This is a genomic window from Streptomyces sp. NPDC016309 (assembly GCF_043077235.1).
Classification (GTDB): domain Bacteria; phylum Actinomycetota; class Actinomycetes; order Streptomycetales; family Streptomycetaceae; genus Streptomyces.
The window spans coordinates 250,266-277,253 of record NZ_JBIBSG010000009.1 but is presented as its reverse complement, the minus strand read 5'-3'; the positions used below and the strand labels follow the sequence as shown (position 1 = coordinate 277,253).

General features: G+C 73.5%; 26 protein-coding genes and 1 tRNA gene. 14 read left to right on the top strand and 13 right to left on the bottom strand.

From position 1 onward, the window contains the following. Window positions 1–28: 28 nt before the first annotated feature. Window positions 29–1,282 (top strand): PfkB family carbohydrate kinase, encoded by a 1,254-nt coding sequence (locus ACF068_RS23770; RefSeq protein ID WP_392276290.1) that lies wholly within the window; start codon window positions 29–31, stop codon window positions 1,280–1,282. Between the two features lie 58 nt (window positions 1,283–1,340). Here ACF068_RS23770 and uvrA read toward each other — a convergent pair whose 3' ends face one another. Further along, complete coding sequence (gene uvrA / locus ACF068_RS23765; protein ID WP_392276289.1) at window positions 1,341–4,346, bottom strand: excinuclease ABC subunit UvrA; 3,006 nt, start codon at window positions 4,344–4,346, stop codon at window positions 1,341–1,343. 191 nt (window positions 4,347–4,537) lie between these two features. On the opposite strand from uvrA, the gene ACF068_RS23760 reads away from it, so the two are divergent. The 3 genes from ACF068_RS23760 to ACF068_RS23750 all read left to right on the top strand — a co-directional run bounded on the left by ACF068_RS23760 (window position 4,538) and on the right by ACF068_RS23750 (window position 7,289). After that, window positions 4,538–5,221 carry a maleylpyruvate isomerase family mycothiol-dependent enzyme gene (locus ACF068_RS23760; RefSeq protein WP_392276288.1) on the top strand — a complete coding sequence of 228 codons (684 nt, stop codon included), beginning with the start codon at window positions 4,538–4,540 and terminating at the stop codon, window positions 5,219–5,221. A 9-nt stretch (window positions 5,222–5,230) separates the two neighbouring features. Next, window positions 5,231–5,887 carry an MBL fold metallo-hydrolase gene (locus ACF068_RS23755; protein WP_392276287.1) on the top strand — a complete coding sequence of 219 codons (657 nt, stop codon included), beginning with the start codon at window positions 5,231–5,233 and terminating at the stop codon, window positions 5,885–5,887. 118 nt (window positions 5,888–6,005) lie between these two features. Then, window positions 6,006–7,289: an MFS transporter gene (locus ACF068_RS23750; RefSeq protein WP_392276426.1), complete on the top strand. Its 1,284-nt coding sequence runs from the start codon at window positions 6,006–6,008 to the stop codon at window positions 7,287–7,289. A 13-nt stretch (window positions 7,290–7,302) separates the two neighbouring features. Here ACF068_RS23750 and ACF068_RS23745 read toward each other — a convergent pair whose 3' ends face one another. The 6 genes from ACF068_RS23745 to ACF068_RS23720 all read right to left on the bottom strand — a co-directional run bounded on the left by ACF068_RS23745 (window position 7,303) and on the right by ACF068_RS23720 (window position 14,948). Continuing rightward, window positions 7,303–7,650: a hypothetical protein gene (locus tag ACF068_RS23745; protein WP_392276286.1), complete on the bottom strand. Its 348-nt coding sequence runs from the start codon at window positions 7,648–7,650 to the stop codon at window positions 7,303–7,305. 89 nt (window positions 7,651–7,739) lie between these two features. Beyond that, on the bottom strand, window positions 7,740–8,747 hold the full coding sequence (locus ACF068_RS23740; RefSeq protein WP_392276285.1) for a TerC/Alx family metal homeostasis membrane protein: 1,008 nt from the start codon (window positions 8,745–8,747) through the stop codon (window positions 7,740–7,742). Between the two features lie 245 nt (window positions 8,748–8,992). Continuing rightward, complete coding sequence (locus ACF068_RS23735; protein ID WP_392276284.1) at window positions 8,993–11,005, bottom strand: TerD family protein; 2,013 nt, start codon at window positions 11,003–11,005, stop codon at window positions 8,993–8,995. A gap of 92 nt (window positions 11,006–11,097) precedes the next feature. Further along, window positions 11,098–11,676, bottom strand: coding sequence for a TerD family protein (locus ACF068_RS23730; RefSeq protein ID WP_392276283.1), 579 nt, complete (start codon window positions 11,674–11,676; stop codon window positions 11,098–11,100). Window positions 11,677–11,812: 136 nt separating this feature from the next. Beyond that, entirely contained in the window at window positions 11,813–13,975 is a 2,163-nt protein-coding gene (gene uvrB, locus ACF068_RS23725; protein ID WP_392276282.1) for an excinuclease ABC subunit UvrB, read from the bottom strand. A gap of 103 nt (window positions 13,976–14,078) precedes the next feature. Beyond that, the gene (locus tag ACF068_RS23720; protein WP_392276281.1) at window positions 14,079–14,948 is read right to left on the bottom strand and encodes an MHYT domain-containing protein; all 870 of its coding nucleotides are present in this window, start codon (window positions 14,946–14,948) and stop codon (window positions 14,079–14,081) included. A 271-nt stretch (window positions 14,949–15,219) separates the two neighbouring features. On the opposite strand from ACF068_RS23720, the gene ACF068_RS23715 reads away from it, so the two are divergent. Both ACF068_RS23715 and ACF068_RS23710 read left to right on the top strand, forming a co-directional pair. Beyond that, a complete protein-coding gene (locus ACF068_RS23715) occupies window positions 15,220–15,762 on the top strand; it encodes a methylated-DNA--[protein]-cysteine S-methyltransferase (RefSeq protein WP_392276280.1) in 543 nt (180 codons plus the stop codon). A 109-nt stretch (window positions 15,763–15,871) separates the two neighbouring features. After that, window positions 15,872–17,122, top strand: a complete 1,251-nt coding sequence (locus tag ACF068_RS23710) for an MFS transporter (RefSeq protein WP_392276425.1) — start codon at window positions 15,872–15,874, stop codon at window positions 17,120–17,122. A gap of 99 nt (window positions 17,123–17,221) precedes the next feature. Here the strand turns inward: ACF068_RS23710 and ACF068_RS23705 are convergent, their stop codons facing one another. Further along, window positions 17,222–17,578, bottom strand: a complete 357-nt coding sequence (locus ACF068_RS23705; RefSeq protein WP_392276279.1) for a cupin domain-containing protein — start codon at window positions 17,576–17,578, stop codon at window positions 17,222–17,224. A 153-nt stretch (window positions 17,579–17,731) separates the two neighbouring features. Between ACF068_RS23705 and ACF068_RS23700 the strand changes: the two genes are divergently transcribed. Together ACF068_RS23700 and ACF068_RS23695 are read left to right on the top strand one after the other, a co-directional pair. Beyond that, window positions 17,732–18,640: a pseudouridine-5'-phosphate glycosidase gene (locus tag ACF068_RS23700; protein WP_392276278.1), complete on the top strand. Its 909-nt coding sequence runs from the start codon at window positions 17,732–17,734 to the stop codon at window positions 18,638–18,640. After that, on the top strand, window positions 18,637–19,527 hold the full coding sequence (locus tag ACF068_RS23695; protein WP_392276277.1) for a carbohydrate kinase family protein: 891 nt from the start codon (window positions 18,637–18,639) through the stop codon (window positions 19,525–19,527). Before ACF068_RS23700 ends, ACF068_RS23695 begins: the two co-directional genes overlap by 4 nt. Before the next feature lie 93 nt (window positions 19,528–19,620). Here ACF068_RS23695 and ACF068_RS23690 read toward each other — a convergent pair whose 3' ends face one another. After that, window positions 19,621–20,253: a uridine kinase gene (locus ACF068_RS23690; RefSeq protein WP_392276276.1), complete on the bottom strand. Its 633-nt coding sequence runs from the start codon at window positions 20,251–20,253 to the stop codon at window positions 19,621–19,623. A 91-nt stretch (window positions 20,254–20,344) separates the two neighbouring features. Here ACF068_RS23690 and ACF068_RS23685 point away from each other — a divergent pair, with 91 nt between their 5' ends. From ACF068_RS23685 to ACF068_RS23675, 3 genes are read left to right on the top strand one after another with little or no spacing between them, the layout of a single operon-like run. Beyond that, window positions 20,345–21,211, top strand: a complete 867-nt coding sequence (locus ACF068_RS23685) for an SDR family NAD(P)-dependent oxidoreductase (protein WP_392276275.1) — start codon at window positions 20,345–20,347, stop codon at window positions 21,209–21,211. Between the two features lie 56 nt (window positions 21,212–21,267). Beyond that, window positions 21,268–21,633, top strand: a complete 366-nt coding sequence (locus ACF068_RS23680) for a MerR family transcriptional regulator (protein ID WP_392276274.1) — start codon at window positions 21,268–21,270, stop codon at window positions 21,631–21,633. Window positions 21,634–21,652: 19 nt separating this feature from the next. Next, on the top strand, window positions 21,653–22,018 hold the full coding sequence (locus ACF068_RS23675) for a nuclear transport factor 2 family protein (protein ID WP_392276273.1): 366 nt from the start codon (window positions 21,653–21,655) through the stop codon (window positions 22,016–22,018). Between the two features lie 130 nt (window positions 22,019–22,148). On the opposite strand, the gene ACF068_RS23670 is transcribed toward ACF068_RS23675, so the two are convergent. Continuing rightward, window positions 22,149–22,775: a winged helix-turn-helix transcriptional regulator gene (locus ACF068_RS23670; protein WP_392276272.1), complete on the bottom strand. Its 627-nt coding sequence runs from the start codon at window positions 22,773–22,775 to the stop codon at window positions 22,149–22,151. Between the two features lie 85 nt (window positions 22,776–22,860). On the opposite strand from ACF068_RS23670, the gene ACF068_RS23665 reads away from it, so the two are divergent. Next, a complete protein-coding gene (locus ACF068_RS23665) occupies window positions 22,861–24,072 on the top strand; it encodes a pyridoxal phosphate-dependent aminotransferase (protein WP_392276271.1) in 1,212 nt (403 codons plus the stop codon). Between the two features lie 203 nt (window positions 24,073–24,275). Here the strand turns inward: ACF068_RS23665 and ACF068_RS23660 are convergent. Continuing rightward, a tRNA-Pro gene (locus ACF068_RS23660) sits at window positions 24,276–24,351 on the bottom strand. Window positions 24,352–24,498: 147 nt separating this feature from the next. Further along, complete coding sequence (locus ACF068_RS23655) at window positions 24,499–25,236, bottom strand: hypothetical protein (protein WP_392276270.1); 738 nt, start codon at window positions 25,234–25,236, stop codon at window positions 24,499–24,501. Window positions 25,237–25,306: 70 nt separating this feature from the next. On the opposite strand from ACF068_RS23655, the gene ACF068_RS23650 reads away from it, so the two are divergent. Then, window positions 25,307–25,465: a hypothetical protein gene (locus ACF068_RS23650; protein WP_392276269.1), complete on the top strand. Its 159-nt coding sequence runs from the start codon at window positions 25,307–25,309 to the stop codon at window positions 25,463–25,465. Window position 25,466: 1 nt separating this feature from the next. Beyond that, window positions 25,467–26,129, top strand: coding sequence for a DUF2293 domain-containing protein (locus tag ACF068_RS23645; protein WP_392276268.1), 663 nt, complete (start codon window positions 25,467–25,469; stop codon window positions 26,127–26,129). Window positions 26,130–26,144: 15 nt separating this feature from the next. Here ACF068_RS23645 and ACF068_RS23640 read toward each other — a convergent pair whose 3' ends face one another. Further along, on the bottom strand, window positions 26,145–26,912 hold the full coding sequence (locus ACF068_RS23640; RefSeq protein ID WP_392276267.1) for a chaplin: 768 nt from the start codon (window positions 26,910–26,912) through the stop codon (window positions 26,145–26,147). Between the last annotated feature and the right edge of the window lie 76 nt (window positions 26,913–26,988).

Genomic DNA, 26,988 nt, shown 5'->3' with positions numbered 1-26,988 from the left:
GCGGGGCCGATGGGTTACGTTCGGCCTCGTGATCGTTGCCGCCGGAGAGTCCCTGATCGACCTCGTCCCCACCGGGGCCGAGCCGCTGTCGGCGCTGGTCCCGCGCCGGGGCGGTGGCCCCTACAACACGGCGGTGGCGCTGGGCCGGCTCGGCGCCGAGGCCGCGTTCTGCTCCCGGGTGTCCACGGACGCGTTCGGGGAGGCGCTGCTGGCGGGGCTGCGGGCGGCGGGGGTCGCCACGGGCCTCGTCCAGCGGGGTGCCGAGCCCACGACGCTGGCGGTGGCCTCGGTCGGCGCGGACGGTTCGGCGGGGTACTCGTTCCACGCCGAGGGGACGGCCGACCGGCTCTTCGAACTGCCCGGGCGGCTTCCGGACGCGGTACGGGCGATGGCCTTCGGTACCTGCTCGCTGGCCCTGGAGCCGGGCGCGAGCGCCTACGAGGCGCTGCTGCGGCGGGAGGCGGGGCGCGGGGTGCTGACGCTGCTGGACCCGAACGTCCGGCCCGGTCTGCTCCCGGACGCGGAGGCCCACCGGGCGCGGTTCACGGGGTGGCTGCCGTACGTGTCGCTGCTGAAGCTGTCCGAGGAGGACGCGCGGTGGCTGGGCGGTTCACCCGGCGAGTGGCTGGCCGCGGGGCCGGAGGCGGTGGTGCTCACCCGGGGCGCTGAGGGGCTGACGGTGTTCACGGAGGAGCTGACCGTGTCGGTGCCCGCGGTGCCGGTGGCGGTCGCCGACACCATCGGGGCGGGCGACACGGTGAACGCGGCGCTGCTGCACGGGCTGGGGTCCCGCCCGCTGTCCGCCCTGGACGCCGGGGCCTGGACGGACCTGCTGTCGTTCGCGGCCCGGGCGGCGGCGGTCACCTGCTCCCGCCCGGGCGCGGAGCCGCCGTACGCCGCCGAGCTGGTGACGTCCGACACGGTGCTGCCGCTGCACGGCGTGCCCGCGCTGGTCTGCTCTCCCGGCGGGCCCGCGCTGGCCGGCCGCCAGGCCGCCCTGGACCTGGTCGGGGACGCGCTGGGCCGCGAGGCGGCACTGGTGGTGGTGCCGGTGGAGCGGCTCGGTGCGGACTTCTTCTCGCTGCGCACGGGCGTGGCCGGCGAGGTGGTCCAGAAGTTCACCGACTACGGCCTGCGGCTGGTGGTCGTCGGGGACGTCTCGCACCACGTGGCCGGCAGCACGCCGCTGCGCGACTTCGTCCGCGAGGCGAACCGGGGCTCCCACGTCTGGTTCACCGACTCGATCCCCGCCCTGGCGGCCCGCCTCGCCCCGTCGCCCTGACTGGCCCGTTGCCGGGCGCGGAGGCCGCCGGGCGCGGGTCCGCGCCCGGCGGGGCGGGTCAGGACGTGGCGGACCGGGTGGCCGGCTTCTTCGCCCTGGTCGTCCCGGCCGCCTTCGCCGTGGCGGTCCGGCGGGTCACGCCGTCCGCCGAGGCGACGGTCTTCTTCGCGGCCGCCCGCTTCCGCGCCGCCGGCACCGCCGCGGCCGCGTCGCTGATGCGGTCCGCGCCGAGGATGTCCCGGAGGAACTTGCCGGTGTGGCTGGCCGGGACGCTCGCGACCTGCTCGGGCGTGCCCTCGGCGACGACCAGGCCACCGCCGCTGCCGCCCTCGGGGCCCATGTCCACGACCCAGTCGGCCGTCTTGATGACGTCCAGGTTGTGCTCGATGACGATCACCGAGTTGCCCTTGTCGACCAGGTTGGAGAGCACGGTGATCAGCTTCGAGATGTCCTCGAAGTGCAGACCCGTGGTCGGCTCGTCCAGGACGTACACCGTGCGCCCCGTCGACCGCTTCTGGAGCTCCGACGCCAGCTTGACGCGCTGCGCCTCACCACCGGAGAGGGTCGGCGCGGGCTGGCCGAGCCGGACGTACCCGAGACCGACCTCGGTGAGGGTGCGCAGGTGGCGGGCGATCGTCGGGACGGCCTCGAAGAACTCCAGGGCCTCCTCGATCGGCATGTCCAGCACCTCGGCGATGGACTTGCCCTTGTAGTGGACGTCCAGGGTCTCCCGGTTGTAGCGCGCTCCGTGGCAGACCTCGCACGGGACGTACACGTCCGGCAGGAAGTTCATCTCGATCTTGATGGTGCCGTCACCGGCGCAGTTCTCGCAGCGACCGCCCTTGACGTTGAAGGAGAACCGGCCCGGCAGGTAGCCCCGGACCTTCGCCTCCATGGTCTCGGCGAAGAGCTTGCGGACATGGTCGAAGACACCGGTGTACGTCGCCGGGTTGGAGCGCGGGGTGCGCCCGATGGGCGACTGGTCGACGTGGACGACCTTGTCGACCAGGTCGTCGCCGTCCACCCGCGTGTGCCGCCCGGGGACGGACTTGGCGCCGTTGAGCTCGCGCGCCAGGTGGGTGTACAGGATGTCGTTGACCAGGGTCGACTTGCCGGAGCCCGAGACGCCGGTGACGGCCGTCAGCACGCCCAGCGGGAACGACACGTCGATGTCACGGAGGTTGTTCTCCCGGGCGCCGTGCACGGTCAGCCGCCGTGCCCGGTCCACCGGGCGGCGGACGTCGGGGAGCGGGATGGACCGCTTCCCGGCCAGGTACTGCCCGGTCATCGACTCCTTGTTGGCCAGAAGCTGCTTCAGGGGGCCGGAGTGCACGACCTTGCCGCCGTGCTCACCCGCGCCGGGGCCGATGTCGACGACCCAGTCGGCCACCTTGATGGTGTCCTCGTCGTGCTCGACGACGATGAGCGTGTTGCCCATGTCGCGGAGGCGCACCAGGGTCTCGATCAGCCGGTGGTTGTCGCGCTGGTGCAGGCCGATGGACGGCTCGTCCAGGACGTACAGCACGCCGACGAGGCCGGAGCCGATCTGGGTGGCGAGCCGGATGCGCTGGGCCTCGCCGCCGGAGAGCGTGCCGGCCGCGCGGTTCAGCGACAGGTAGTCCAGGCCGACGTCGACCAGGAAGCGCAGCCGCTCGTTGACCTCCTTGAGCACCCGCTCGGCGATCTTCTTGTCGCGGGCGTTCAGCTTCATCCGGCCGAGGAAGTCGGCGCACTCGCTGATGGACATCGCGGAGACCTCCGCGATGGACTTCTCCATGACCGTGACCGCGAGGACGATCGGCTTGAGGCGGGTGCCCTCGCAGGTGGGGCAGGGCACCTCGCGCATGTAGCCCTCGAAGCGCTCGCGGCTGGAGTCGCTCTCGGCCTCGCTGTGCCGCCGCTTGACGAAGGAGACGGCGCCCTCGAAGGCGGGGGTGGTGTACGCCCGCTCCCGGCCGTACCGGTTGCGGTAGCGGACCTCGACCTGGGTCTTGTGCCCGTACAGCAGCGCCTTCTTCGCGCGCGCGGGCAGCCCGGCCCAGGGGATGTCGGTGCGGAAGCCGAGGGCCTGGGAGAGGCCGCCGATCAGCCGGCCGAAGTACTCCTTGGTGTGGCCGTGCGACCAGGGGTGGATCGCGCCCTCGTCGAGGGAGCGCTCCTCGTCGGGGACGACCAGCTCGGGGTCGACCTCCATGCGCGTGCCGATGCCGGTGCAGTCGGGGCAGGCGCCGAAGGGCGAGTTGAAGGAGAAGGAGCGGGGCTCCAGCTCCTCGAAGGACAGGTCGTCGTACGGGCAGTACAGGTGCTCCGAGTACATCCGCTCGCGCTCGGGGTCGTCCTCGGGGAGGTCGACGAAGTCGAGCACGACCATGCCGCCCGACAGGCCCAGCGCGGTCTCGACGGAGTCGGTCAGCCGCCGCTTGGCGCTGTCCTTGACCGTGAGGCGGTCGACGACCACCTCGATCGTGTGCTTCTCCTGCTTCTTCAGGGTGGGCGGCTCGGCGAGCTGGACGGTCTGCCCGTCCACCCTGGCCCGGCTGTAGCCCTTGGTCTGGAGGTCGGCGAAGAGGTCGACGAACTCGCCCTTGCGCTCGCGCACCAGCGGCGACAGGACCTGGAAGCGGCTGCCCTCGGGCAGCTCCAGCACCTTGTCGACGATGGCCTGCGGCGACTGGCGCGAGATGGGCCGGTGGCACTCGGGGCAGTGCGGCTTGCCGATGCGCGCGAAGAGCAGGCGCAGGTAGTCGTAGACCTCGGTGATGGTGCCGACCGTGGAGCGCGGGTTGCGCGAGGTGGACTTCTGGTCGATCGAGACGGCCGGGGAGAGGCCCTCGATGAAGTCGACGTCCGGCTTGTCCATCTGGCCGAGGAACTGCCGGGCGTAGGAGGAGAGCGACTCGACGTAGCGGCGCTGCCCCTCGGCGAAGATCGTGTCGAACGCGAGGGAGGACTTGCCCGACCCCGAGAGCCCGGTGAAGACGATGAGGGAGTCACGCGGGAGGTCGAGCGAGACGTTCTTCAGATTGTGCTCGCGCGCGCCACGGACGATGAGACGGTCGGCCACGCCGGTCCGCACCTTTCTTGAGAGAAGCGGGGGCACAGCCCCCGTCCCAGACTGTTCAAGCCTACGGGGGGCCGCCAAATGGATGTCTGGCTTTCAAGGATGCCTCCACCGAGCGTATAGCACGCGCATTCGATTTCCGGCCATGAGCAACCACCTTCACCCGATCGTGTGGCGGCGCTAGGGTCAGCAGCATGATCGACCATGTGCATGACCTGGCCTCCGTGCGCGAGGCGACCGACCGACTGCTCACCGCCGCCGCCAAGCTCGACGACGCCGCCCTCGCCGCGCCGTCCCGGCTCCCCGGCTGGACCCGGGGGCACGTCCTGGCCCACCTCGCCCGCAACGCCGACGCCCTGGTGAACGTCCTCCAGGGGCGTCCCATGTACGTCAGCGCCGAGGCGCGCGACGCCGACATCGAGCGGGACGCCACCCGCCCGCTCGCCGTCCAGCTCGACGACGTCCGCGAGAGCGCCGCGCGGTTCCGGGCGGCGGGCGAGGCGCCGGCCGACTGGGACCGGGTGGTGGAGCTGCGCAACGGGGTGACCGACCGGGCCGCGAGGTTGCCCTTCCGCCGCCTCGTCGAGGTGGAGCTGCACCACGTGGACCTGGACGCCGGCTACGAGCTGGAGGACCTGCCGGAGGAGTTCACCGAGCGGGAGATCGCGTTCCTGGCCGACCGCTTCGCCGGCCATCCCACGGTACCTCCGACCCGGCTGCTGGCGGCCGGGTCGGAGTGGCGCACGGGCGGCGACGAGGGCCCCGCGGTGACCGTCTCCGGCCCGGCGCCCGACCTCCTCGGGTGGCTCGCCGGACGCCGTGACGGCGCGGCCCTGGAGGTCACGGGAGGCCCCCTTCCCGTACTGCCCCCGCTATAGGCTGGCTCCATGACGTACAGCGGAGCGGTGAAGGTGGGCGGGCCCGCCGATGTGCACGAGCTGACGGACCTGATGATCTCCAAGGTCGCGGTCGGCCCGATGGACAACAACGCGTACCTGCTGCGCTGCCGGGCGACCGGCGAGCAGCTGCTCATCGACGCGGCGAGCGAGCCCCGGACGCTGCTCCGGCTGATCGGTGACGACGGCATCGCGTCCGTCGTCACCACCCACCGCCACCGCGACCACTGGGACGCGCTGGCCGAGGTCGTGGCGGCGACCGGCGCCCGCACCCTCGCGGGACGGTACGACGCCGAGGGCATCGAGGTGACCACGGACGTCCCCGTCGACGACGGGGACACGGTGCGGGTGGGGCGGGTGGAGCTCACCGCCCGCCGGATGGTGGGGCACACCCCCGGCTCGATCGTGCTCGTCTACGACGACCCGCACGGCCATCCGCACGTCTTCACCGGGGACTGCCTCTTCCCCGGCGGCGTCGGCAACACCCGCCAGGACGCGGACGCCTTCGCCAGCCTGATCCTGGACGTCGAGACCAAGCTGTTCGACGTGCTGCCGGACGAGACCTGGGTCTACCCCGGGCACGGCAAGGACACCACCCTGGGTCAGGAGCGCCCGAAGCTCCCGGAGTGGCGCGAGCGCGGCTGGTAGTCGCTCCGGCGGCTCCCGAGCGCCCCCGTAACCCGGGGGCGCCACGGGTGGTTGGCGCGACATGCGCCACAGTCACGGTCCGCGTCCGTCCTCCCCCGCACCGCCCGGGCCGCCCTCCATGGTGCGGCTCGCCGCCGCCTCCCTCGCCGGCACGGCCGTCGAGTTCTACGACTTCTTCGTCTACGGGACCGCGGCCGCGCTGGTCCTGGGCCCCCTGTTCTTCCCGACCTTCTCGCCGGTCGCCGGCACACTGGCCGCCTTCGGCACGTTCGCGGTGGGGTTCCTCTCGCGCCCGCTCGGTTCCGCGCTGTTCGGTCACATCGGGGACCGGTACGGGCGGCGGCCGGTGATGTTCGCGTCGCTGGTCCTGACCGGGGCGGCCACCGTCGCCGTGGGGTGCGTGCCCTCGTACGCGACCCTCGGGGTGACCGCTCCGGTGCTCCTGCTGGTGCTGCGGTTCCTCCAGGGCCTGGGGCTCGGCGGCGAGTGGGGCGGGGCGGTGCTGCTGACGGCGGAGCACGCGCCCGCGCGGCGGCGCGCGCTCTGGGCGAGCTTCCCGCAGGTGGGTCCGGCGGTCGGGTTCCTGCTGGCGAACGGCGTGATGCTCGCGCTGTCGGCGGGGCTGAGCGACGCCCAGTTCCGCGCGTGGGGGTGGCGCGTGCCGTTCTGGGCGGCCGGGCTGCTGGCGGCCGGCGGGCTGCTGCTGCGGACGTCCCTGGCCGAGACGCCGCAGTTCCGGGAGATGGCCGAAACCGGCGGGCGGGCGAGCGCCCCGCTGGTGGAGGTGGCGCGCGACCACTGGCGGCTGGTGCTGCTGACAGCCGGCGCGCTGGCGGTCGGATACGCGATCTTCTACGCGGTGTCCACCTGGGCGCTGGCGTACGGCACCGAGCGGCTCGGCGTGAGCCGTACGCGGATGCTGGTGTGCATCATGGCGGCGGTGGCGGTGAAGGGCGTGCTGACCCCGTTCGCCGCGATGCTGGGCGACCGGGTGGGGCGGCGGCCGATGTGCCTGGCCGGCTGCACGGCCGCCGCCCTGTGGATGTTCCCGATGGTGGGCCTGCTGCACACCGCACGGCCCGTACTGATGTTCCTGGGGTTCACCGGGGCCCTGCTGGCGTTCATCACGATGTTCGCCGTGGTGGCCGCCTATCTGCCGGAGCTGTACCCGCCGCGGGTGCGCTGCACGGGGGCGGCCGTCGGCTACAACCTGGCGGGTGTCCTGGGCGGCGCCCTCACCCCGATCGTGGCGACGGCCTCGGCGGGCGGTTCGGGGCCGCCCTGGGGCGTCGCGGCCTACCTGACCGTGATCGCCCTGCTCAGTCTCGGCTGCTTCGCCCTGCTGCCGGAGACGCTGCCCGGACGGGTGGCGGATCCCGCCCTGGAGTCGGCGGCCGCCTGAGACCCCGGCGGTCTCAGCGCAGGTCCTCCTGGGCCAGCAGGTCGCAGTCCGTGAAGGACGGCGGCCGGGTGCACAGGGCGGCGATCTGTCCGGCCATCTCCGTGGTCGCGGGGTCCTCGCTGTTGCGCATGGCCTCTTCGTACGAGTCGAAGTGGATGACCGACAGGTAGCGGTTGGGATTGTCCCGGTCCCGCAGCAGGAGGCGGGAGGTCGGTCCGCCGGGCCGGCCGGTCATGTCGGCCCGCCGCTGCTCCATCAGGGCGTCCAAGTCGTCGATGCGTTCGGTTTCGAAGTCGATGATCTGCGCGAACTTCATGCCGTTCTCCGCGGTGCGCCGTGCCCCGGGGGTCGGGGCGCTCACCGTCAAAGCAAACACCGGCCGGGGCGGCCCGCAATGCGGGCGGCCCCGGCCGGTGCCGTGTCTCCGGCGGTGCGGCCCGCCGGCCGGGCTCAGGCCTCGACGCTGTCCTTGGGGGCCTTCCCGGCCCCTTCGGCGGCCTCGGCGGCCTCGCGCTCCGCCTGCTTCCTGGAGGCGATCAGGCTGGTGATCGTGGTGATGACCAGGACGCCGCAGATGACCGCGAGGGAGACGGGGATCGAGATCTCCGGCACGTGCACCTCGGACTCGTGCAGGGCGTGCAGCACCAGCTTCACGCCGATGAAGCCGAGGATCACCGACAGGCCGTAGCTCAGGTGGACCAGCTTCTTCAGCAGTCCGCCGATGAGGAAGTACAGCTGCCGCAGACCCATCAGGGCGAAGGCGTTGGCGGTGAACACGATGTACGGGTCCTGGGTCAGGCCGAAGATCGCGGGGATGGAGTCCAGCGCGAACAGGACGTCCGTGGTGCCGATGGCGAGCATGACGACCATCAGCGGGGTCAGGACGCGCTTGCCGTTGTTGCGGATGAACAGCTTGGTGCCGTGGTACCTGTCGGCGACCCCGAAGCGGTTCTCGATGGACTTCAGGAGCCGGTTCTCCTCGAACTCCTCGTCCTCCTCGTCGGCACGCGCTTCCTGGATCAGCTTCCAGGCCGTGTAGATCAGGAACGCGCCGAAGATGTAGAACACCCAGGAGAAGCTGGCGATGATCGCGGCACCGGCGGCGATGAATATCGCGCGCAGCACCAGGGCGATCAGCACACCGATCAGCAGCACCCGCTGCTGGAGGTGGGTCGGCACCGCGAACTTCGCCATGATCAGGACGAAGACGAACAGGTTGTCGACACTGAGCGACTTCTCGGTGATGTAGCCGGCGAAGAACTCGCCGGAGGCCCGGCTCTCGCCGAAGACCAGGAGGCCCAGGCCGAACAGGGCGGCGAGGACGATCCAGACGACCGTCCAGATGCCGGCTTCCTTGACCGACACGTCATGGGGCTTGCGCCCGATGAAGAAGTCGACCGCGATCAGGGCGGTGAGACCGAGAATGGTCGCCGCCCACAGGCTCATCGAAACGTCCACTGCGCCTCCGGCGTCGTACGGCTATGGATCAGCGTCGTCGCTGCCGGAGGTCTCTTCCACCCGGGGCGGCCCGGTCCCGATGACCGGTCGTGCCGCGGGCCGGCGCCCCGGGACCGGTCTCATGTCCGACCGTCCGTATTGACGGGTACGCCGCGTACGGGAGTACTCCCCTCCGCACCAAGAACGTTACCCCAAAGACCAAAGGGAGGTAAAGGGAACAGTAAAAGAACTTTCAAAAGAGCAGGTCAGCGGCGCCAGTTGGTACGGGCGTCGACCGCCTGGGAGAGGACCTGACCGAGGATCCCGCTGCCGGCCGGCAGCCGGGGCGGCTCGTACGTCCAGGCGTGGCCGACCCACGGATCGGCGAGGTGGTCGTCCGGAACGGGCGTCAGGCGCAGCAGCGACTTCCACAGCGGGTCGAGGACCGGCCCGTAGGCCCGGGCGTCCTCCCGGTCGGCCACCAGCAGCAGATGGACGCCGACCGCCGGGCCCTCGTCGGCCAGGTAGCGGAGCTGGGTGACGGTCCGGTCGTCGAAGCCGTGCGGGAAGTCGTTGACGATCAGTAGCTGGTCGGCCGTGTCCAGGCCGGGCGGGAGGGCGTCGGTCGCTCCCCCGCTCACGGCCATCCGGAGCAGCTCCACCCGCTGGGTGAGCGCGCCGAGGACGGAGGCCACTCCCGCGGCACCGGCCGCGGGCGGTGCCGCCAGGGCCCCGGACGCGGTCAGCGGGGCGAGCGAGGCGGCCGCCGCACCCGCCGGGTCGATGACGTGGACCGCGTACGCGCCGGCCGGGTGGACCGCGAGCAGCCGCGCGGCGTGCAGGACCGCGGTGTCCACCGCCAGCCGGCGCAGCTCACCGTCGTCCAGCGCGGCGGCGGCCTCGGAGCCGGAGCGGCCGCTGTCCACCCACAGACCGCGCTCCAGCGGCAGCCGCATCAGCATGGGGATGCGCAGCTCGGGACGCTCGGGGAGGTGGAGGTCGCCCAGGCGCAGCGCCATCGGGGCCTCGGCGGGCACCCGGTAGCCGTGCCAGACCGGGTTGTCCCAGCCCGCGTAGGCGACCGGAAGGGCGGGCTCGACGACCTCGGACTCGGCGGTGAGCTGGGCGAGGTCCCGGTCGAGCGCCTCCCGGGCCCGGGCGGTCAGCTCGTCGCACCTGGCGCGGGCCGCCGCGCGGGCCGCGTCACCGGCGGTGCCGATCCGGCTGCGCGGGTCGGACAGGACCCGGTCGAGCTCCTGGTCCATGCGGGACTCGGCGAAGTCGACGGCGCTGCGGTACGCGGCGGTGGTGCGGGCCAGGTCCTCGAACATGCCCCAGACCTGGTTGTACAGGCGCTCGTCCATGGACCAGCCGCTGGCGTCACCGGCGACCGGCCGGGCGGGCCCGCCCTGCTGCGCGGGCTGCTGGGCCGGGGGCGGCGGCGGGGGCGTGGTCGAGCCGCGGCGCGGGTGCGCGTAGCTGATCGGGCCGCCGGTGGCGGGCCCGGCCGGGGTCGCGGGGCCGGTCGGGGTGGCCGGGGCCGGCCCGTGGGGCGGGGCCGCCGGGGCGGGCCCGGCGGCGGGGGTGACCTGGGTGGTGTCGGGGGCGAGGTCGGCGGGGACCGGCTCGCCGGGGCCGGCGGGTGCGCCGGACGCCGTCAGTGAGGCGCCGTGCCTGGCGCGGTCGCCCCCGGCGGCGCGGGGCGGGGGCGCGGCGACCGACCGGGTGATGCCGTCCGCGACCGCCGCGTGGACGGTGGCGGCGACGTCGGCGGCACGGTCGAGGCCCTGGTCGGCGAGGAGCGCGGTGAGCCCGCCCGCGTACCCCTGCCCCACGGCCCGTACCTTCCAGGCGCCCTGACGGCGGTACAGCTCCAGGGCGACGACCGCGGACTCGGTGTCCAGCCCGGTGAGGGTGTACGTCGCGATCTCGGTGCCGTCGAGGGCCACCACCGCGGCGAACGGGGCCGCCATGGCACCGAACCGGTCCGGGCCGCCGGCACCGTCGGGCAGCGCGAGGAACACCGTCACCCGGTGGGCCGCCCCGGGCAGGGCGTCGAGGTCCACGGCGAGCCGGTGCCCGGCGGCCGCCTGCCGCGACACCTCCAGGCCCGGCAGCGCGGGCGAGCCGGGGTGGGCGACCCACTCGGGGCCGGTCGCCGTGCCCGCGGCGTCGGCGAGCGTGGCGCCCGCGACGACCGGCGCGCCGGCCGTCACCCGGATCTCGAGTCGGCTGTCGGGCAGGGGGTGGTTCTGCCCCCGGACCAGCTCGGCCGTCATCCCTGTGTCCCCTCGGTGCCTCGGTGCCTCGGTGAAACGCAGCTCCCGGCGGCCTGGCCTCCGGGAGCTGCGGGTGGTCGGTGCGGTGCGTCCTACAGGTGCGGCAGGATCGACGGCATCAGGTCCTGGAACGTACGGCCGTTGGCCGGGTTGCCCAGGGCGGTCATCTGCCAGCCGGTCCCGGCTCGGTGCACCTTGGCCATGATCTGCGCGGTGTACTGGCCGCCGCCGTCCAGGGTGTAGCGCGCGAGCTCCTGGCCGTTCGTCTCGTCGACGATGCGGCAGAAGGCGTTCTGGACCTCCTGGAACGTCTGGCCGGTGAAGGAGTTCACCGTGAAGACGATCTGGTCGATGTGCACGGGGACCCGCTGGAGGTCGACGAGGATCGCCTCGTCGTCGCCGCCCTGTCCCGCGCCGCCCACCAGGTTGTCGCCGGTGTGGCGCACCGAGCCGTCGTCGCTGACCAGGTGGCGGAAGAAGACGACGTCCACGGGCTGCTTCTCGGCGAAGAGCACCGCCGAGGCGTCGAGGTCGATCTCCCGGGTGCGCGAGCCGAACAGACCGCGGCGCGGAGCCGCCTGCCAGCCGAGCCCCATCCGCACCGCGGTGAGAGTACCCCCGTCGCTCTTCTGCAGGCTGATGGCCTGGCCCTTGGTCATGTTGACCGTCACGCGCTGTCCCCTCTCATTGCCTACCCCCGCGACCATAGGAAGAGTGCGGTTGACCAGCACCCTACGCAGTGGCCGGGGGGCCGCATCAGGCCAGGTCCGCTTTTGTGGCGGTGTTGCAACACACCGGCCCGCCGCGTCAGGCGATGCCCGCCTCCTTCATCTGCCGCAGCTCCTTCTTCAGCTCGCCGACCTCGTCACGCAACCGCGCCGCCACCTCGAACTGGAGCTCGGCGGCGGCCGCGCGCATCCGCGCGGTCATCTCCTCGATGATTCCGGCCAGTTCGGCCGCCGGGCGGTCGCTGACCAGGGCGCCCTTGCCGGCCGCCGTGCCGCCCTTGCCCGCCTTGCCGGTCGCCCTGCCGCCGGCCTGCGCGGACGCGGAACCGAGCGAGGGAACGGGGGCCTTGGCGCCCTTGCCGTCCTTGGACTGGCGGTAGCCGGTGCCGAGCAGCTGCTCGGTGTCGACCTCCTCGCGCGCGATGGTCGCGACGATGTCGTTGATCTTCTTGCGCAGCGGCTGCGGGTCGATGCCGTGGGCCGTGTTGTACGCGACCTGCTTCTCGCGGCGGCGGTTGGTCTCGTCGATGGCCTTCGCCATGGCCGGGGTGATGGTGTCCGCGTACATGTGGACCTGGCCGGAGACGTTGCGCGCCGCACGGCCGATGGTCTGGATCAGCGACGTGCCGGAACGGAGGAAGCCCTGCTTGTCCGCGTCGAGGATGGCCACGAGCGAGACCTCGGGGAGGTCGAGGCCCTCGCGGAGCAGGTTGATGCCGACCAGGACGTCGTACTCACCGGCCCGCAGTTCGCGCAGCAGCTCGATCCGGCGGAGGGTGTCGACGTCGCTGTGCAGGTAGCGGACCTGGATGCCCAGTTCCAGGAAGTAGTCGGTGAGGTCCTCGGCCATCTTCTTGGTGAGGGTGGTGACGAGCACGCGCTCGTCGCGCTCGGTGCGCAGCCGGATCTCGTGGACCAGGTCGTCGATCTGGCCCTCGGTGGGCTTGACCACGACCTCGGGGTCGACCAGGCCGGTGGGCCGGATGATCTGCTCGACGAAGCCGTCGGAGCGGGACATCTCGTACTGTCCCGGGGTGGCCGAGAGGTAGACCGTCTGGCCGATACGCTCCTGGAACTCCTCCCACTTCAGCGGCCTGTTGTCGAGCGCGGACGACAGCCGGAAGCCGTGGTCGACGAGGGTGCGCTTGCGGGAGGCGTCGCCCTCGTACATGGCGCCGATCTGGGGCACCGTGACGTGGGACTCGTCGATGACCAGCAGGAAGTCCTCGGGGAAGTAGTCGAGGAGGGTGTTGGGCGGGGAGCCCGGCTCGCGGTCGTCGAAGTGCATCGAGTAGTTCTCGATGCCGGAGCAGGAGCCGATCTGGCGCATCATCTCGATGTCGTACGTGGTGCGCATGCGCAGGCGCTGGGCCTCCAGCAGCTTGCCCTGCTTCTCCAGCTCGGCCAGGCGCAGCTCCAGCTCCCGCTCGATGCCGTTGATCGCCTTCTCCATGCGCTCCGGCCCCGCCACGTAGTGGCTGGCCGGGAAGACGTACAGCTCGCGGTCGTCGCTGATGATCTCGCCGGTGAGCGGGTGGAGCGTGGACAGCGCCTCGATCTCGTCGCCGAACATCTCGATGCGGACGGCGAGCTCCTCGTAGACCGGGAAGATCTCGATGGTGTCGCCGCGCACCCGGAACGTCCCGCGGGTGAAGGCCAGGTCGTTGCGGGTGTACTGGATGTCGACGAAGCGGCGCAGCAGCAGGTCCCGGTCGATCTCCTCGCCGACCTTCAGGGGGACCATCCGGTCGACGTACTCCTGGGGCGTGCCGAGGCCGTAGATGCAGGAGACGGAGGCGACCACGACGACGTCCCGGCGGGTCAGCAGCGAGTTCGTCGCCGAGTGACGCAGCCGCTCGACCTCCTCGTTGATCGAGGAGTCCTTCTCGATGTAGGTGTCCGACTGCGGGACGTACGCCTCGGGCTGGTAGTAGTCGTAGTACGAGACGAAGTACTCGACCGCGTTGTTGGGCAGGAGTTCGCGGAACTCGTTGGCCAGCTGGGCGGCCAGCGTCTTGTTCGGCGCCATGACGAGGGTGGGGCGCTGGAGCTTCTCGATCATCCAGGCGGTCGTCGCCGACTTGCCGGTGCCGGTCGCGCCGAGCAGGACGACGTCCTTCTCCCCCGCGTCGATGCGCCGGGCCAGGTCGGCGATGGCCGTGGGCTGGTCGCCGCTGGGCTGGTAGGGACTGACGACCTCGAAGGGCGCCACCGAGCGTTCGATCTTGGAAACGGGCCGCATGCAACCACCGTACGACCCGGCACTGACAGTCGGGGGGCGAGCGGGCCGGCCGGACCTCCCGGCGGCGGCCCGGAGCCGGCGGCGCGGGCCGTGTTCCGGCCGGTCAGCGGTCGCCGGCGCGGGCCCGGCGGCGGGTCCGGCGGACCGGCGGCGGGAGGGCTGACCCGCCGTAGGCGTGGCCCTCCTGCCAGGCGGCCGGGATCCCGGGACGGCGGGGCGACGGGATCGGCCCGCGCCGGCCGGGGTCGCCCGCCACCAGGAGCGGGTCGAAGACCACCATGATCCCGGCGAGCAGCAGGAACACCACCGGGCCGAGCAGCATGGGCCCCAGCAGCCAGGCGGTGTCGGAGCCGGGGGCGGGGTCCTCGCCGTGCAGGTGCACGCTGACGGCGGCCATGCCGGTGTAGTGCATGCCGGTGACCGCGACGCCCATGCCCAGACCGGCGGCGAGGCTGGGCAGCAGCCCCTGGACCGCGACGGCCGCCCACAGCGCCGAGGTCGCCGCCACGACCGCGATCACGACGGAGAGGGCGACGGTGGCGGTGTCGTACTGGAGCCGGCCCGGCAGGCGCATGCCGGCCATGCCGAGGTAGTGCATGGTGGCGATGCCGAGGCCCATGAGGGTGCCTCCGGTGCCCAGGGCCATCACGGTGGCGCCCCGGTACCCGACGATGAAGATCCCGATGCCGGACGTCACCACCGCCACCGGGAGGCTGGCGAAGGTGATGGCGGGGTCGTAGCCGACCGGTGCCTCCTGCACCGTGAAGCCCATCATCGCGATGAAGTGCATGGTCCAGATGCCCGTGCCGATGGAGGTGGCCCCCAGGGCGAGCCAGCCGGGCGAGAAGGTGCCGTGCTCGCGGAGGGACCGGGCGATGCAGCGCAGGCCCAGGGCACCGCCCAGGCACGCCATGAGAAAGGCGGCCACGGGCGTGATGAAGCCGTAGCTGAAACCGTCGACCGTGGCCTGCATGCCCGTACGCCTCTCGTTCCTCGTGCCCCGCCGTCCGCGCGCCCCGCGCTCGTGCCGCGGCACCGGTGGTGCCATGTGTACCCGCTGGTACGGGGGCGAGGCTACGGCCCGTGGGTCACCGATCGGACACCGGCGGGTCGGTTCGCCGGCCGGAGGCTCCGGTGCCGGGCGTCCGGAGGGCTTCCGTCCGCGCCCGTCCGGCGGGGGGCGGGGCCGGTCGGCGTTGCCGGCGTTGTCGGCGTTGTCAGTGGGCGGTCGTACGGTGGCCTTCATGGACAGCAACGGGCAGTTCCTGGAGTGGGCCGTCGTGGACAGCGACATCGGCCCGCTGTTGCTCGCCGCGACGGGCGAGGGGCTGGTGAGCGTGGTGTTCCACGCGGACGACCGGGTGCGGGAGCGGGCGCTGGAGCGGCTGGCGGGGCGGCTCGGCGCCGAGCCGGTGCACCGGGCCACGGGGTGGCTGGCCGAGCCGATACGTGAGCTGGAGGCGTACTTCGCGGGCGGGCTGAAGACGTTCGGGGTGCGGCTGGACTGGTCGCTGACGGCCGGCTTCAACCGGCAGGTGCTGCGCGAGCTGGCGTCCGGCGTGCCGTACGGCTCGGTCGTCGGGTACGGGGACCTGGCCGGCCGGGTGGGGCAGCCGGGGGCGGCGCAGGCGGTGGGCGCGGCGATGGGGTCCAATCCGCTGCCGCTGGTGGTGCCGTGCCACCGCGTGGTGGAGAGCGACGGGGGGATCGGCGGGTTCGGCGGGGGTCTGGAGACCAAGCGGAAGCTGCTGGCCCTGGAAGGCATCCTTCCGCAACCGCTGTTCTAAGCCGCTGTTCCGATCCTGTAAGGGGTGGCAAACTGCCGCGGTGACTACTGATCCCGACGTTCCCGAGCCCTCCGGAGCGGTGACGGCCCCGGCCTCCGGCGCCGGTTCCGTGTGCGCGCCGTCCGGCGTCACCGCGGCCGGCCTGCCCGCCTTGCGGCGGAGGACCGCGGCGGTCCTCATCGCCAGCCAGATCCTGGGCGGGCTGGGGGTGGCGACCGGGATCGCCCTGGCCTCCGTCCTGGCGCAGGAGGTGAGCGGGACCGAGGCGCTGTCCGGGCTGGCGCCGACCGCCACCGTGGCCGGGACGGCCCTGCTGTCCGTACCGCTGGCCGCGCTGATGGCCTCGCGGGGGCGGCGGCCGGGGCTGGTCCTGGCTTACCTGATCGGGGCGGTCGGCGCGGGCGTGGTGGTCGTGGCGGCCGTCGCGGGGAACTTCCCGCTGCTGCTGGCCGGCATGGCGGGGTTCGGCGCCGGGTCGTCGGCCAACCTCCAGGCGCGGTTCGCGGCGGCGGACCTGGCGGAGCCGGAGCGGCGCGGGCGGGCCATCTCCACGGTGGTGTGGGCGACGACCATCGGCGCGGTGCTGGGACCCAACATCGCCGCGCCCGCCGGGCGGAGCGTCGCGGGTCTCGGCATACCGGCGGCGGCCGGGCCGTTCCTCTGGGCGGCCGGGGTGTTCCTGGTCTCGGCGGCGGTGGTCGCGGCCCTGCTGCGGCCCGATCCGCTGCTGACCGCGCGGGCGCTCGCCGCCGGCGGCGAGAAGGACACGGGCCCCGGGGGCCGGTCGCTGCGGGCGGGCGTGCGGGCCGTACGGGAGTCGCCGCGTGCCCGGCTGGCGCTGGTCGCCGTGGCGGTCTCGCACACCGCGATGGTCTCGATCATGTCGATGACCCCGGTGGCGCTCAGCCACCACGGGGCGGGCATCACGCTCATCGGGCTCGTCATCAGCGGCCACATCGCGGGGATGTACGCGTTCTCGCCGGTGATGGGCTGGCTGTCGGACCGGCTCGGCCGGCCGGCCGTGATCGGGCTGGCGGTGGGGCTGCTGGCCGTGGCCGCGTTCCTCGCCGGTACGGCGGGGGCGAGCCACGGGCGTACCGCGGCGGGGCTGTTCGTGCTGGGGCTGGGGTGGTCCGCGGGGCTGGTGTCCGGGTCCGCGCTGCTGACCGACTCCGTCCCGCAGTCCGCCCGGGCCGCCGTGCAGGGCCTGTCGGACCTGACCATGAACACGGCGGCGGGCATCGGCGGGGCGGGGGCCGGACTGATCGTCGCCCAGGCGGGGTACGGCTGGCTGAACGCGGTGGGCGCGGCGCTGCTGCTCCCGCTGGCCGCCCTGACGGTACGGCACGCGCGGTCCTGACCGCGCGCGGACGCGACCGGCGGCCCGGGACCCGGCGGGCTGGGGACGGGCAGGCCGGGGACGAATGGCCTGGGACGGCGGGCCCGGGACGGGACCGGCTCAGAGGCTGATGTGGTACGCCTTGCGCAGCGTCTCGTGCACCGTCCACGTCGTGCGGTCGCCCTCGCGCAGCACGCACGCGTCGCCCGGTCCCAGCTCCAGGGTGTCGCCGCCCTCGACCTCCACGGTGGCGCGCCCGCTGACCACCACGAACAGTTCGTTCGCCTCGGTGTCGGTCACCACGCCGGGCGTGATCTGCCAGATGCCGCGCAACTGCGTGCCGTCGGCCGATTCCCACAGCACCTTGCCGGTCACCACCGGGTCCCCGGAGACGATCTGCGCGGGGTCCAGCGGCTCGGGTTCCAGCTCGGCGTCGGGGATGTGCACGGCGAAGGAGGGTCGCTCAAGGGTCGTCATGGCCGGTGACTGTAGCGGGGGCCACCACGCGGCCCCCGACCGGCCGGGGCCCTCGGCACCGGTCGCGCGACGCGGTCCGGGCGGCCGCGCGCCGCAACGGGAAGGTGACCGTCCGGACGTTTGCGCGAGCCGCCGCCGCGCCAGGGATGGGACATGCCGGAGACCACAGTGACGCTGTCGGAAGAGGTACGGGAGGCGCTGGCCGCACGCAGGCCGGTCGTCGCCCTGGAGTCGACGATCATCGCGCACGGCCTGCCCCGGCCGCGGAACCTGGCCGTGGCCGGGGAGCTGGAGGCGCTCGTACGGGCCGGCGGGGCCGTGCCGGCGACCATCGCGGTGCTGGACGGTGTGGCGCGCGTGGGGCTGGACGAGAAGCAACTGAAGCGGGTCGCGACCGGTCCCGGCGTGCGGAAGCTGGGCCATCGCGACCTCGCTCCCGCCCTGGCGGTGGGGGCGAGCGGCGCGACGACGGTGTCGGCGACGGCGTTCCTGGCGGCGCGGGCCGGTATCCGGGTCTTCGCGACCGGCGGGCTGGGCGGGGTGCACCGCGAGTGGACGCGCGCCCAGGACGAGTCGGCGGACCTGCGGCTGCTGGCGCGGACCCGGATCACCGTGGTGTGCGCGGGGGTCAAGTCCATCCTGGACGTGCCGGCGACGCTCCAGCGGCTGGAGACCCTGGGGGTCGGTGTCCTCGGGTACGGCACGGACCGCTTCCCCGGCTTCTACCTGGCCTCGTCCGGCGAGCCGGTCGACTGGACGGTGCGGTCCCCGGAGGAGGTCGCCGCGGTGATGCGGGCGCAGGACGCACTGGGCGGCCCGGAGGCGGCGCTGGTCGTCGCCAATCCGGTGCCGGAGGAGGAGCAGCTCGACCCGGGGCTGCACGACCGGGTGCTCGCGCGGGCGCTGGACGAGTGCCGGGAGCGGGGGATCACCGGTCAGGCCGTGACGCCGTTCCTGCTGGAGTACCTGACACGGCACACCGACGGGGCGTCGCTGGAGGCCAACCTGGCGGCGGTGCGCGGCAACGTGCGGCTGGCGGCGCGCGTCGCGGCCGCCCTGTGAGCGGCGCCCTGCTCGTGGTCGGGGACGTGGTCACCGACGTGGTGGCCCGGCACCTGACGCCCCTCGCCCCGGCCACCGACACGGCCGCGGAGATCCGGACCCTGCCGGGCGGGGCGGGGGCCAACGTGGCGTGCTGGGCGGCCCGTTCGGGCTGCCCAGACGTGCGGATACTGGCGCGGGTGGGCACCGACCGGGCGGCCTGGCACGAGGAGTGGCTGCGGCGTGCCGGGGTACGGCCGCTGCTGGTACGGGACCCGGCCGCGCCGACGGCGACGGTGGTCGCGCTGGTCGACGCGGCGGCCGAGCGGACGTTCCTCACGGACAGCGGCGCGGCCCTCCGGCTCGCGGCTGGCGACTGGTCGCCAACCCTGCTGGACGGGGTGTCCCACCTGCATCTGTCCGGGTACCTGTTCTTCGCCGGGGCCAGCCGCGAGACGGCGCGGCTGGCCCTGGCGACGGCGCGGGAGCGGGACGTGCCGGTGAGCGTGGACCCGGCGTCGGCCGGGTTCGTCAGGGGACTGGGCGCGGAGCGGTTCCTGGCCGCGGTCGAGGGTGCCGGCCTGCTCCTGCCCAACGCCGAGGAGGCCGCGCTGCTGACGGGTCTGGCCGGCCCCGGGGACGCGGCGGCCGCGCTGAGCCGCCGCTTCCCGCTGGTGGCGATGACCCTGGGCGCGGCGGGGGCCCTGGTGGCCGTGTCCGGGCGGGTCGTGGCGCGGGTGGCGGCTCCGGCGGCCGCGGCGGTGGATTCCACAGGCGCGGGCGACGCGTTCACGGGCGCGTTCCTGGCGGCCCGGCTGGCCGGAGCGGACCCGGCGGCGGCCGCGGAGGCCGGCTGTCGCGCCGGTGCGACGGCGGTCACGCTCCTGGGCGGCCGCCCGGAAGCGTGAGGCGGCCGGGCGGGGCGGGGCCCGGCGGCCGGGACGTGTGCCGCGCGCGGGGACGGGAACGCCGGAACCCGCCTGGGGAGTGTCCGACACGACCTAGGGCAGGCCGGTCCAGGCGGGGTGACGGGGGTCGTCGGCGCGCACGACGACGTCGGCGGCCTCGGCGGGGGTCACCTCGTCCTCGTACCGGGCGAAGGCCGGCAGCGTCCACCGCCGCTCGGTGCGGCGGGCGAGGGCTCCGGGCGACAGCCGCAGGTGGACCGTCAGGTCGAAGGGGAACCAGTGGCCGAGCAGGAACGGCCCGTGCAGGACCAGGACCCCGCCGGGGGCCAGCATCCGGTACGGGCTGCGGGTCGCCCGGTCGGTGGCCGGGTCCCACAGGTCGGGCAGCACCCGTCCGTCGCCGTCCGGTTCCAGTGGCCCGAAGACCTCCCGCCACAGGGCGCCGGTGTCGACCCAGCCGTCGTAGTACGCGTCCGGGTCCTCCTTGCCGTACTCGTACCGCAGCGACGCGGGCCGCAGGAACCCCTCCGTCCCCACCACCATCACCGCCCGCCCGCGCAGCCGCAGCTCCTCCGCCAGCAGCGCGGCCGGTTCCCCGGGGCGGGCGGCCGGTGCGCCGTCGACGGCGACCTTCAGCCAGGGGCCGCCGTCCGCCGGAGCGAGCCCGTCCACGTGCGCGGCGAGCGTGCCGGCCAGGCGTTCCCAGGTGATCGGTTCGAGTTCCACGCCCTCATGCTGCCCCAGCCGGCCCCGGGGCCCGCCCCCCCCGGGGGGGACTTGACCTTGTCACTGGCGGCAGGGTTCGAGGATCGGCCCCATGACGAACAGCGGCACCACGCACACCGGCACCACGCACACCGGCACGACGAGCACCGGCACGACAGACCCCGATGCGCATGCGGCGGACACCCCGGACGGCGGCGGGGGCACGGGAACGGACGGCACCACCCGGGTCGTCGTCGTGACCGGCGCCGGGACGGGTATCGGCCGCGCCACCGCCAGGAGGTTCGCCGCGCGCGGCGCCCACGTACTGGCCGTCGGCCGCCGCCCCGAGCCCCTCGCCGAGACCGCGCGGGGCCACCGGGACCTCATCCGGCCGCTGGCCGCCGACGTCACCGAGGACGGCGCGGCCGAGCGCGTGGTCGCCGCCGCGCTCGACCTCCACGGCCGTCTCGACGTCCTGGTCAACAACGCGGCCGTCGTGGGCAGTGGCCGCCTCGGCACCCACACCCGCGCCTCGATGGCGCCCCAGCTCGCCACCAACCTCGTGGCACCGGTCCTCCTCGCGCAGGCCGCGCTGCCCGCCCTGGAGGCGGCGAGCGGCGTGATCGTGAACATCACGACCTCGGTCGGACAGCGCGCCTGGCCGGGCAACGCCGTGTACGCGGGGACCAAGGCGGCGCTCGAAGTCCTCACCCGGAGCTGGGCCGTGGAGCTCGCGCCGCGCGGTGTCCGGGTCGTCGCCGTGGCGCCCGGCGCGGTCGAGACCCCGATGGGCGAGCACTCCGGGCTGTCCCCCGAGGACCTGGCCGCCCTGCGCCGGTGGCAGCGGGCGCACACCCCGCTGGGCCGCGTCGGGCGCCCCGAGGAGGTCGCCTGGGCCGTCGAACGGCTCGCGTCGCCCGGGGCCTCCTTCGTGACCGGCGTCGTCCTGCCCGTGGACGGGGGCGCGGTCGTGGCGTGAACCGCGTACCGGCCGGGCGGACTGCCGTGGTACCCATGCTCCCGGGAGGGAGCGACATGCGCATCGGGGAACTGGCACGGGCGACGGACACGACGGCCCGCGCCCTCCGCCACTACGAGCAGCAGGGTCTGATCACCTCGGCCCGCGCGTCCAACGGGTACCGGGAGTACGACGAGGGCGCGGTCGTCCGGGTGCGCAACATCCGGCATCTCCTCGATGCCGGGCTGACGTTGGAGGACGTGGCCGCGTTCAGCGCCTGTCTGGACGGGGACGTGGCCGGGGCGCCGCCCTCGGAGCGGGGTCTGGGCATCGCCCGGGAGCGGCTCGCGGTGCTGGACGCCCGGATCGCCGCCCAGACCGCCGCGCGGGACCGGCTGGCGGCGGCACTGCGGCGGGCCGAACCCGCCACACCGCGTGCATGACGCACGTACCATCCGCTCCATGGACCTCGCATACGCACGGGAGTTCGCCGTCCGGTGGCAGGACGACTGGAACTCCCATGACATCGACCGCATCCTGGCCCACTACCACGACGACGTGACCTTCTCCTCCCCCATGGTCAGCCGGTTCACCGGCGACCCGTCCGGCACCGTCCGCGGCAAGGAGGCGCTGCGGGAGTACTGGACCGAGGGCCTGCGCCGCATCCCGGACCTGCGCTTCGAGGTGCTGGACGTACGGGTGGGCGTCGACGCGGTGGTGATCGACTACCGGAACCAGATCGGTGGCCGTGTGTACGAGGTGCTGACCTTCCGCGACGGCCGGGTGATCGCGGGGTTCGGGGCGTACGGAGAGACGCTCGCCCACTGACGGCCCCGTGCCCCACGCGTCCACGCGCCCACGCCCCACGCGCCCGTGCGCACGCGGGCGCGTGAGCACGGCCGGGTGAGCGCGGGCGGGTGAGCGCCGGCGATGGGCACCGGCGCGTGGGCACGGCGCGTCACGCGGGCGCGTCGACGGCGCCCGTCTCGACCACGATGCGCCCCGCCGCCACGCCCTGCGCGACGGACAGTTCCCCGCGCGCGACGTCCACGCACGTCGCCGCGTCCGTGACCAGGCGGACGTCCGGTTCCCCGGCGTACGGACCCTCGCCGTACGAGGCCGTGCCACCGGCGCCGTCCAGCCGCGCGTGGAACGTGCCCTCGTCGAGGCGGACCTCCATCACCGGCCCCGTGCCCGCCGCCTCCAGGGCGTCCAGCAGCGGGACGGCGAACCAGTGCGCCCGCACCGCGTCGGTGGGGCGGGGCCCGTCCAGGGCCGGCGCGCCCCACGCCGCCAGGGCACGCAGCACGGGCATCAGGTCCCGGCCCCGCCCGGTGAGTTCGTAGACGTACGCCGAGGTGGGCGGCGGGAGCCGGCGGCGGGTCACCAGGCCGTCCCGCTCCATGTCCTTGAGCCGCGAGGCGAGCATGTCCGTGCTGACGCCGGGCAGATCGGCGTGCAGATCGGTGTAGCGGCGCGGACCCGCGAGCAGTTCGCGGACGATCAGCAGCGTCCAGCGGTCACCGACGGCATCGAGGGCGCGGGCGGCGGCGCAGTACTGGTCGTAACGACGTCGTCGTGGCATGCGAGGCAGTCTAGACAACTTGTTGGACTTTCCAAGCTCGCACTTGGTAAAACCAAGCAACACCGTTTCAGGGAGGTCGTCGCGCATGGAGTTCCGGCAGTCGAGCAAGCTCAGCGAGGTCTGCTACGAGATCCGCGGCCCGGTGATCGAACACGCCAACGCCCTGGAGGAGGCGGGTCACAGCGTGCTGCGCCTGAACACCGGCAACCCGGCCCTCTTCGGTTTCGAGGCGCCCGAGGAGATAGTGCAGGACATGATCCGGATGCTGCCCCGGGCCCATGGCTACACCGACTCCCGCGGCATCCTCTCCGCCCGACGTGCCGTCGCCCAGCGCTACCAGGCCCTCGGCCTCCCCGATGTGGACGTCGACGACGTCTTCCTCGGCAACGGCGTCTCCGAGCTGGTCACCATGGCTGTCCAGGCCCTCCTGGAGGACGGCGACGAAGTCCTCATCCCGGCGCCCGATTTCCCGCTGTGGACCGCCGTCACCACCCTGTCCGGCGGCCGGCCCGTGCACTACCTCTGCGACGAGTCCGCCGACTGGTACCCCGACCTCGATGACATGGCGTCCAAGATCACCGACCGCACCAAGGCCGTCGTGATCATCAACCCCAACAACCCCACCGGCGCGGTCTACCCCCGGGAGATCGTCGAGGGCATCCTCGACCTCGCCCGCCGCCACCAGTTGATGGTGTTCGCCGACGAGATCTACGACCAGATCCTGTACGACGGCGCCGTGCACCACACCGCCGCCTCGCTCGCCCCTGACCTGGTCGTCCTGACCTTCTCGGGCCTGTCGAAGACGTACCGCGTCGCCGGATTCCGCTCCGGCTGGCTGGTCGTCACCGGTCCCAAGCAGCACGCGCGCAACTACCTGGAGGGGCTCACGATGCTCGCCTCCATGCGCCTGTGCCCCAACGCGCCCGCCCAGTACGCCATCCAGGCCGCCCTCGGCGGCCGGCAGTCCATCCACGAGCTGACCGCCCCCGGCGGCCGTCTGCACGAACAGCGCGACAGGGCGTGGGAGAAGCTGAACGCCATCCCCGGCGTCTCGTGCGTCAAGCCCAAGGGCGCGCTGTACGCCTTCCCGCGCCTGGACCCGAAGGTGCACCGCATCCACGACGACGAGAAGTTCGTGCTGGACCTGCTGCTGCGGGAGAAGATCCAGGTCGTCCAGGGCACCGGCTTCAACTGGCCCCGCCCCGACCACTTCCGGATCCTCACGCTCCCCCACGCCGACGACCTCGACGCGGCCATCAGCCGGATCGGCCGCTTCCTGAGCGGCTACCGCCAGTAGCGGCGTACCGCGGCAGCGGCCGGGAAAGGGCGGGAAGGCGGGAAGAGGCGGGAAGAGGCGGGAAAGGCGGGAAGAAAGGAGCGGGCCCGGGGGCGTAGCCGGCCCCCGAGCCCTGTCGTGCCGCTCCCATCACACGCCGGCACGGTGGGACCCGGATGAATCTCATGTCGCCGCGTCCTGCCTTTGGACGACCGCGCATCGAGCTGCGCGGGCCGGAGTCGAACCGGCATTTCGGCGCACCGGGTTCCGGGCCCGGTCGTACCAGCGATGAGCGGCGCATGCTGAGTCTGGAGCAAGAGTCTGAGTCTCAGGGCGGCTCCTTACCGGAACCGCTCCGTCACGACAAGCTTCAGCTTCAGCTTCGCGCTCCTCGCGCGCCCCGGCCCCACGGTGCGTGGGGCCGGGGAGTCTGGTGTGCCGTGCGGGTTAGCCGAAGAGGTAGCCGAACACGGCGTCGCCGACGCGCTGGTCGGTGACCTCCGCGCCGTTCGCCTCCTCACGGGCGAACTTCACCGCCTGCTGGAGCTTGTCCACCCGCTCCAGCAGTTGGTTGACGCGCCGCGCGGGCAGCGCGCCGGAGAACTTGACCGTGGTCCAGTACCCGACCGGGACGTCCTCGTAGTAGACCTCGACCTGGGCCGGGTGCTTGTCGGTCGCCTCGGCCTTGACGTGGTTGCGCGGCACCTTCTTCGTCCGCAGGGTCCGCACCGGCTCGGTCTTCCACGCGTCGGTCGACGGGTCCTGGCTCCACGACTCGGCCGCGTCCAGCACCGGGAGCTTGCGGACGAAGGCGGCGATGTCCGTCAGTTGCTTCTCCAGGAACAGGAGGTACGCGACGGGAGCCTGGGCGACCAGCACCCGCCCGTCCACGGTGACGTCCGCGCGCGCGGTGCAGTTGGCCCAGTCCTTGGTGGCGGTGACGTCGAACAGCCTCGTCAGCGTCTTCGCCGTGTCCCGCAGCACGTCTTCCGCCTTGACCTGCACGAGGGTCGACTCGGGCGGGAGCTGCTCCCCCTCCTCGTCCTTCGGCTGGTACGTACGCGCGATGCCGGCGAGCAGCGCGGGCTTCTGCAGCCCGTGGTGCGCCGCGGCCAGGTCCTGCTGCGCCTTGGCCTTGACGCCCTTCTCAACTGCGATGATCTGATTGAGTCTTGTCGTTGCCACGGGGGAATTGAATCAGTGGGGGCGCGTGCGGATCGAATGATTTACGGGACGACGTGAGGAGCGCGGAGCCATGGAGACGACGCTCACAGCGGTGACCGGCACCCGGCCCGGCATCACGTACCGGCGGGCGCGCCGGCGCGCGGCGGGCGCGGCCGGAGCGCCGGCCGTGCGCGTCGAGGCCGGGGCGCCGACCGCGTGCGTCGAGGCCGCGGCTCCGGGCGTGCGCTGAGATGGCCGGCCCGGTGGCCCCGCTGGTGGTGGTCGAACCGCTGAAGCGGCGCCACTGCGCGGAGTGCCGCGGCGGGCCGCTGGCCCGGATGGTGCTGGAGTTCAACGCGCCGCTCTGCCTGGACTGCGCGGACCTGGGCCATCTGGTCTACCTGCCGCGCGGTGACGCGGCGCTGACCCGGCGGGCCCGGGAGGCGAGTGGTCTGTGGGCGGTGGTCGTCCGCCACGACCGGCGGCGCACGCGGTACGAACGCCGGGGCGTCCTGGTGGAGGAGGTCGCCCTGGCGCGGGCGGAGGCGGCGTGCCTGGCCGACGCCGAGGCGCGGGCGCGCCGCCGGGCCCGGGACGCGGAGCGCCGGGCCGCCGATGACGTGCGGTTCCGGGACGCGCTGGCGGCCGAGATCCTGCGTCTGTTCCCGGGGTGCCCGCCGGAGCGCGCGGCCGGGATCGCGGCCCACGCCGGGGAGCGCGGGAGCGGCCGGGTGGGCCGGACGGCGGCGGGGCGGGCGCTGGACGAGGGCGCGGTCACCGCCGCGGTACGGGCGTCGGTGCGGCACCTCGACACGGAGTACGACGCGCTGCTGATGAGCCGTGTCCCCCGCCGCCAGGCGCGTACCCGGGTGGCACCGGCCATCGAGTCGGTGCTGGCCGCCTGGCGGCGGTGACCTCCGGCCGGTCGCTCAGACGCGGTCGGCCGCGGGGCGGAAGCGGCGGTAGAGGACGCCGCCGCCCAGCATGAGGCCCAGGGCGGGCACGCCCATGCCGATCAGGCCGGCGCCCGCGCCGGTCTGCGCCAGCGCGGTCGTGCTGGTGTGCGGCAGCGGCGCCGGGGCCTCGTCGGCCGGGGCGGGCACCGGGGCGGCGGGCTCGTCGTGTTCGGGGAGCGGGGCGGTCGGCTCGTCGTGCTTCGGCGGCTTCTGCGGCGTGACGGGCGGCTTGCTGCCGCCGTTGCTGGACGCGTTGCCGAAGGTGGGGTTGAGGATGCCGACCAGGCTGACCGAGTTACCGCTGACGTTGACCGGCAGGTCGATGGGGAGCTGGACCCCGTTGCCGGAGATCACGCCGGGGGACCCCACCGCGGCTCCGTCCGCCGAGGCGCCACCGCCGTTGGCGCTGCCGCCCTTGCCGCCGCCGCCCTTGCCGCCGTGCTCGCCGTGGTTGCCGTGCGCGGTGCCGGGACGGTCCTTGTGCTGGTGACCGCCGCCGCCCTTGTTCTTGCACGTGTTGCCGGCCGCGGGGTTGAGCAGCCCGACCACGTTGACGGTGTTCCCGCAGACGTTGACCGGGACGTCCACCGGCAGTTGCACGGCGTTGCCGGAGATCAGCCCCGGCGATTCGGCCGTGGCACCGGCCGCGTCGGAGTCGGCGTGCGCATATCCCGCCGCCAGGGCGAGCGCGCCGCCCGTGGCCATCAGTGTGACCAGACCATTTCGGCGAGTGTGCCTCATGGCTTCCTGCCTTCCGGAGACTTTCACGGGCACCCGCCCGCACCGGAATTAACGCCCTACAGCCAACGCGGGTTAT

What these genes read in the sequence shown, in the direction of transcription:
- ACF068_RS23675 (WP_392276273.1), top strand. Translation starts at nt 21,653, where the DNA reads ATGGACCTCGCATACGCACGGGAGTTCGCCGTCCGGTGGCAGGACGAC.
- ACF068_RS23680 (WP_392276274.1), top strand. Translation starts at nt 21,268, where the DNA reads ATGCGCATCGGGGAACTGGCACGGGCGACGGACACGACGGCCCGCGCC.
- ACF068_RS23685 (WP_392276275.1), top strand. Translation starts at nt 20,345, where the DNA reads ATGACGAACAGCGGCACCACGCACACCGGCACCACGCACACCGGCACG.
- ACF068_RS23665 (WP_392276271.1), top strand. Translation starts at nt 22,861, where the DNA reads ATGGAGTTCCGGCAGTCGAGCAAGCTCAGCGAGGTCTGCTACGAGATC.
- ACF068_RS23735 (WP_392276284.1), bottom strand. Translation starts at nt 11,005, where the DNA reads ATGACGGCCGAGCTGGTCCGGGGGCAGAACCACCCCCTGCCCGACAGC.
- ACF068_RS23715 (WP_392276280.1), top strand. Translation starts at nt 15,220, where the DNA reads ATGGACAGCAACGGGCAGTTCCTGGAGTGGGCCGTCGTGGACAGCGAC.
- ACF068_RS23720 (WP_392276281.1), bottom strand. Translation starts at nt 14,948, where the DNA reads ATGCAGGCCACGGTCGACGGTTTCAGCTACGGCTTCATCACGCCCGTG.
- ACF068_RS23640 (WP_392276267.1), bottom strand. Translation starts at nt 26,912, where the DNA reads ATGAGGCACACTCGCCGAAATGGTCTGGTCACACTGATGGCCACGGGC.
- ACF068_RS23755 (WP_392276287.1), top strand. Translation starts at nt 5,231, where the DNA reads ATGACGTACAGCGGAGCGGTGAAGGTGGGCGGGCCCGCCGATGTGCAC.
- ACF068_RS23705 (WP_392276279.1), bottom strand. Translation starts at nt 17,578, where the DNA reads ATGACGACCCTTGAGCGACCCTCCTTCGCCGTGCACATCCCCGACGCC.
- ACF068_RS23670 (WP_392276272.1), bottom strand. Translation starts at nt 22,775, where the DNA reads ATGCCACGACGACGTCGTTACGACCAGTACTGCGCCGCCGCCCGCGCC.
- uvrB (WP_392276282.1), bottom strand. Translation starts at nt 13,975, where the DNA reads ATGCGGCCCGTTTCCAAGATCGAACGCTCGGTGGCGCCCTTCGAGGTC.
- ACF068_RS23700 (WP_392276278.1), top strand. Translation starts at nt 17,732, where the DNA reads ATGCCGGAGACCACAGTGACGCTGTCGGAAGAGGTACGGGAGGCGCTG.
- ACF068_RS23750 (WP_392276426.1), top strand. Translation starts at nt 6,006, where the DNA reads ATGGTGCGGCTCGCCGCCGCCTCCCTCGCCGGCACGGCCGTCGAGTTC.
- ACF068_RS23645 (WP_392276268.1), top strand. Translation starts at nt 25,467, where the DNA reads ATGGCCGGCCCGGTGGCCCCGCTGGTGGTGGTCGAACCGCTGAAGCGG.
- ACF068_RS23650 (WP_392276269.1), top strand. Translation starts at nt 25,307, where the DNA reads ATGGAGACGACGCTCACAGCGGTGACCGGCACCCGGCCCGGCATCACG.
- ACF068_RS23760 (WP_392276288.1), top strand. Translation starts at nt 4,538, where the DNA reads ATGATCGACCATGTGCATGACCTGGCCTCCGTGCGCGAGGCGACCGAC.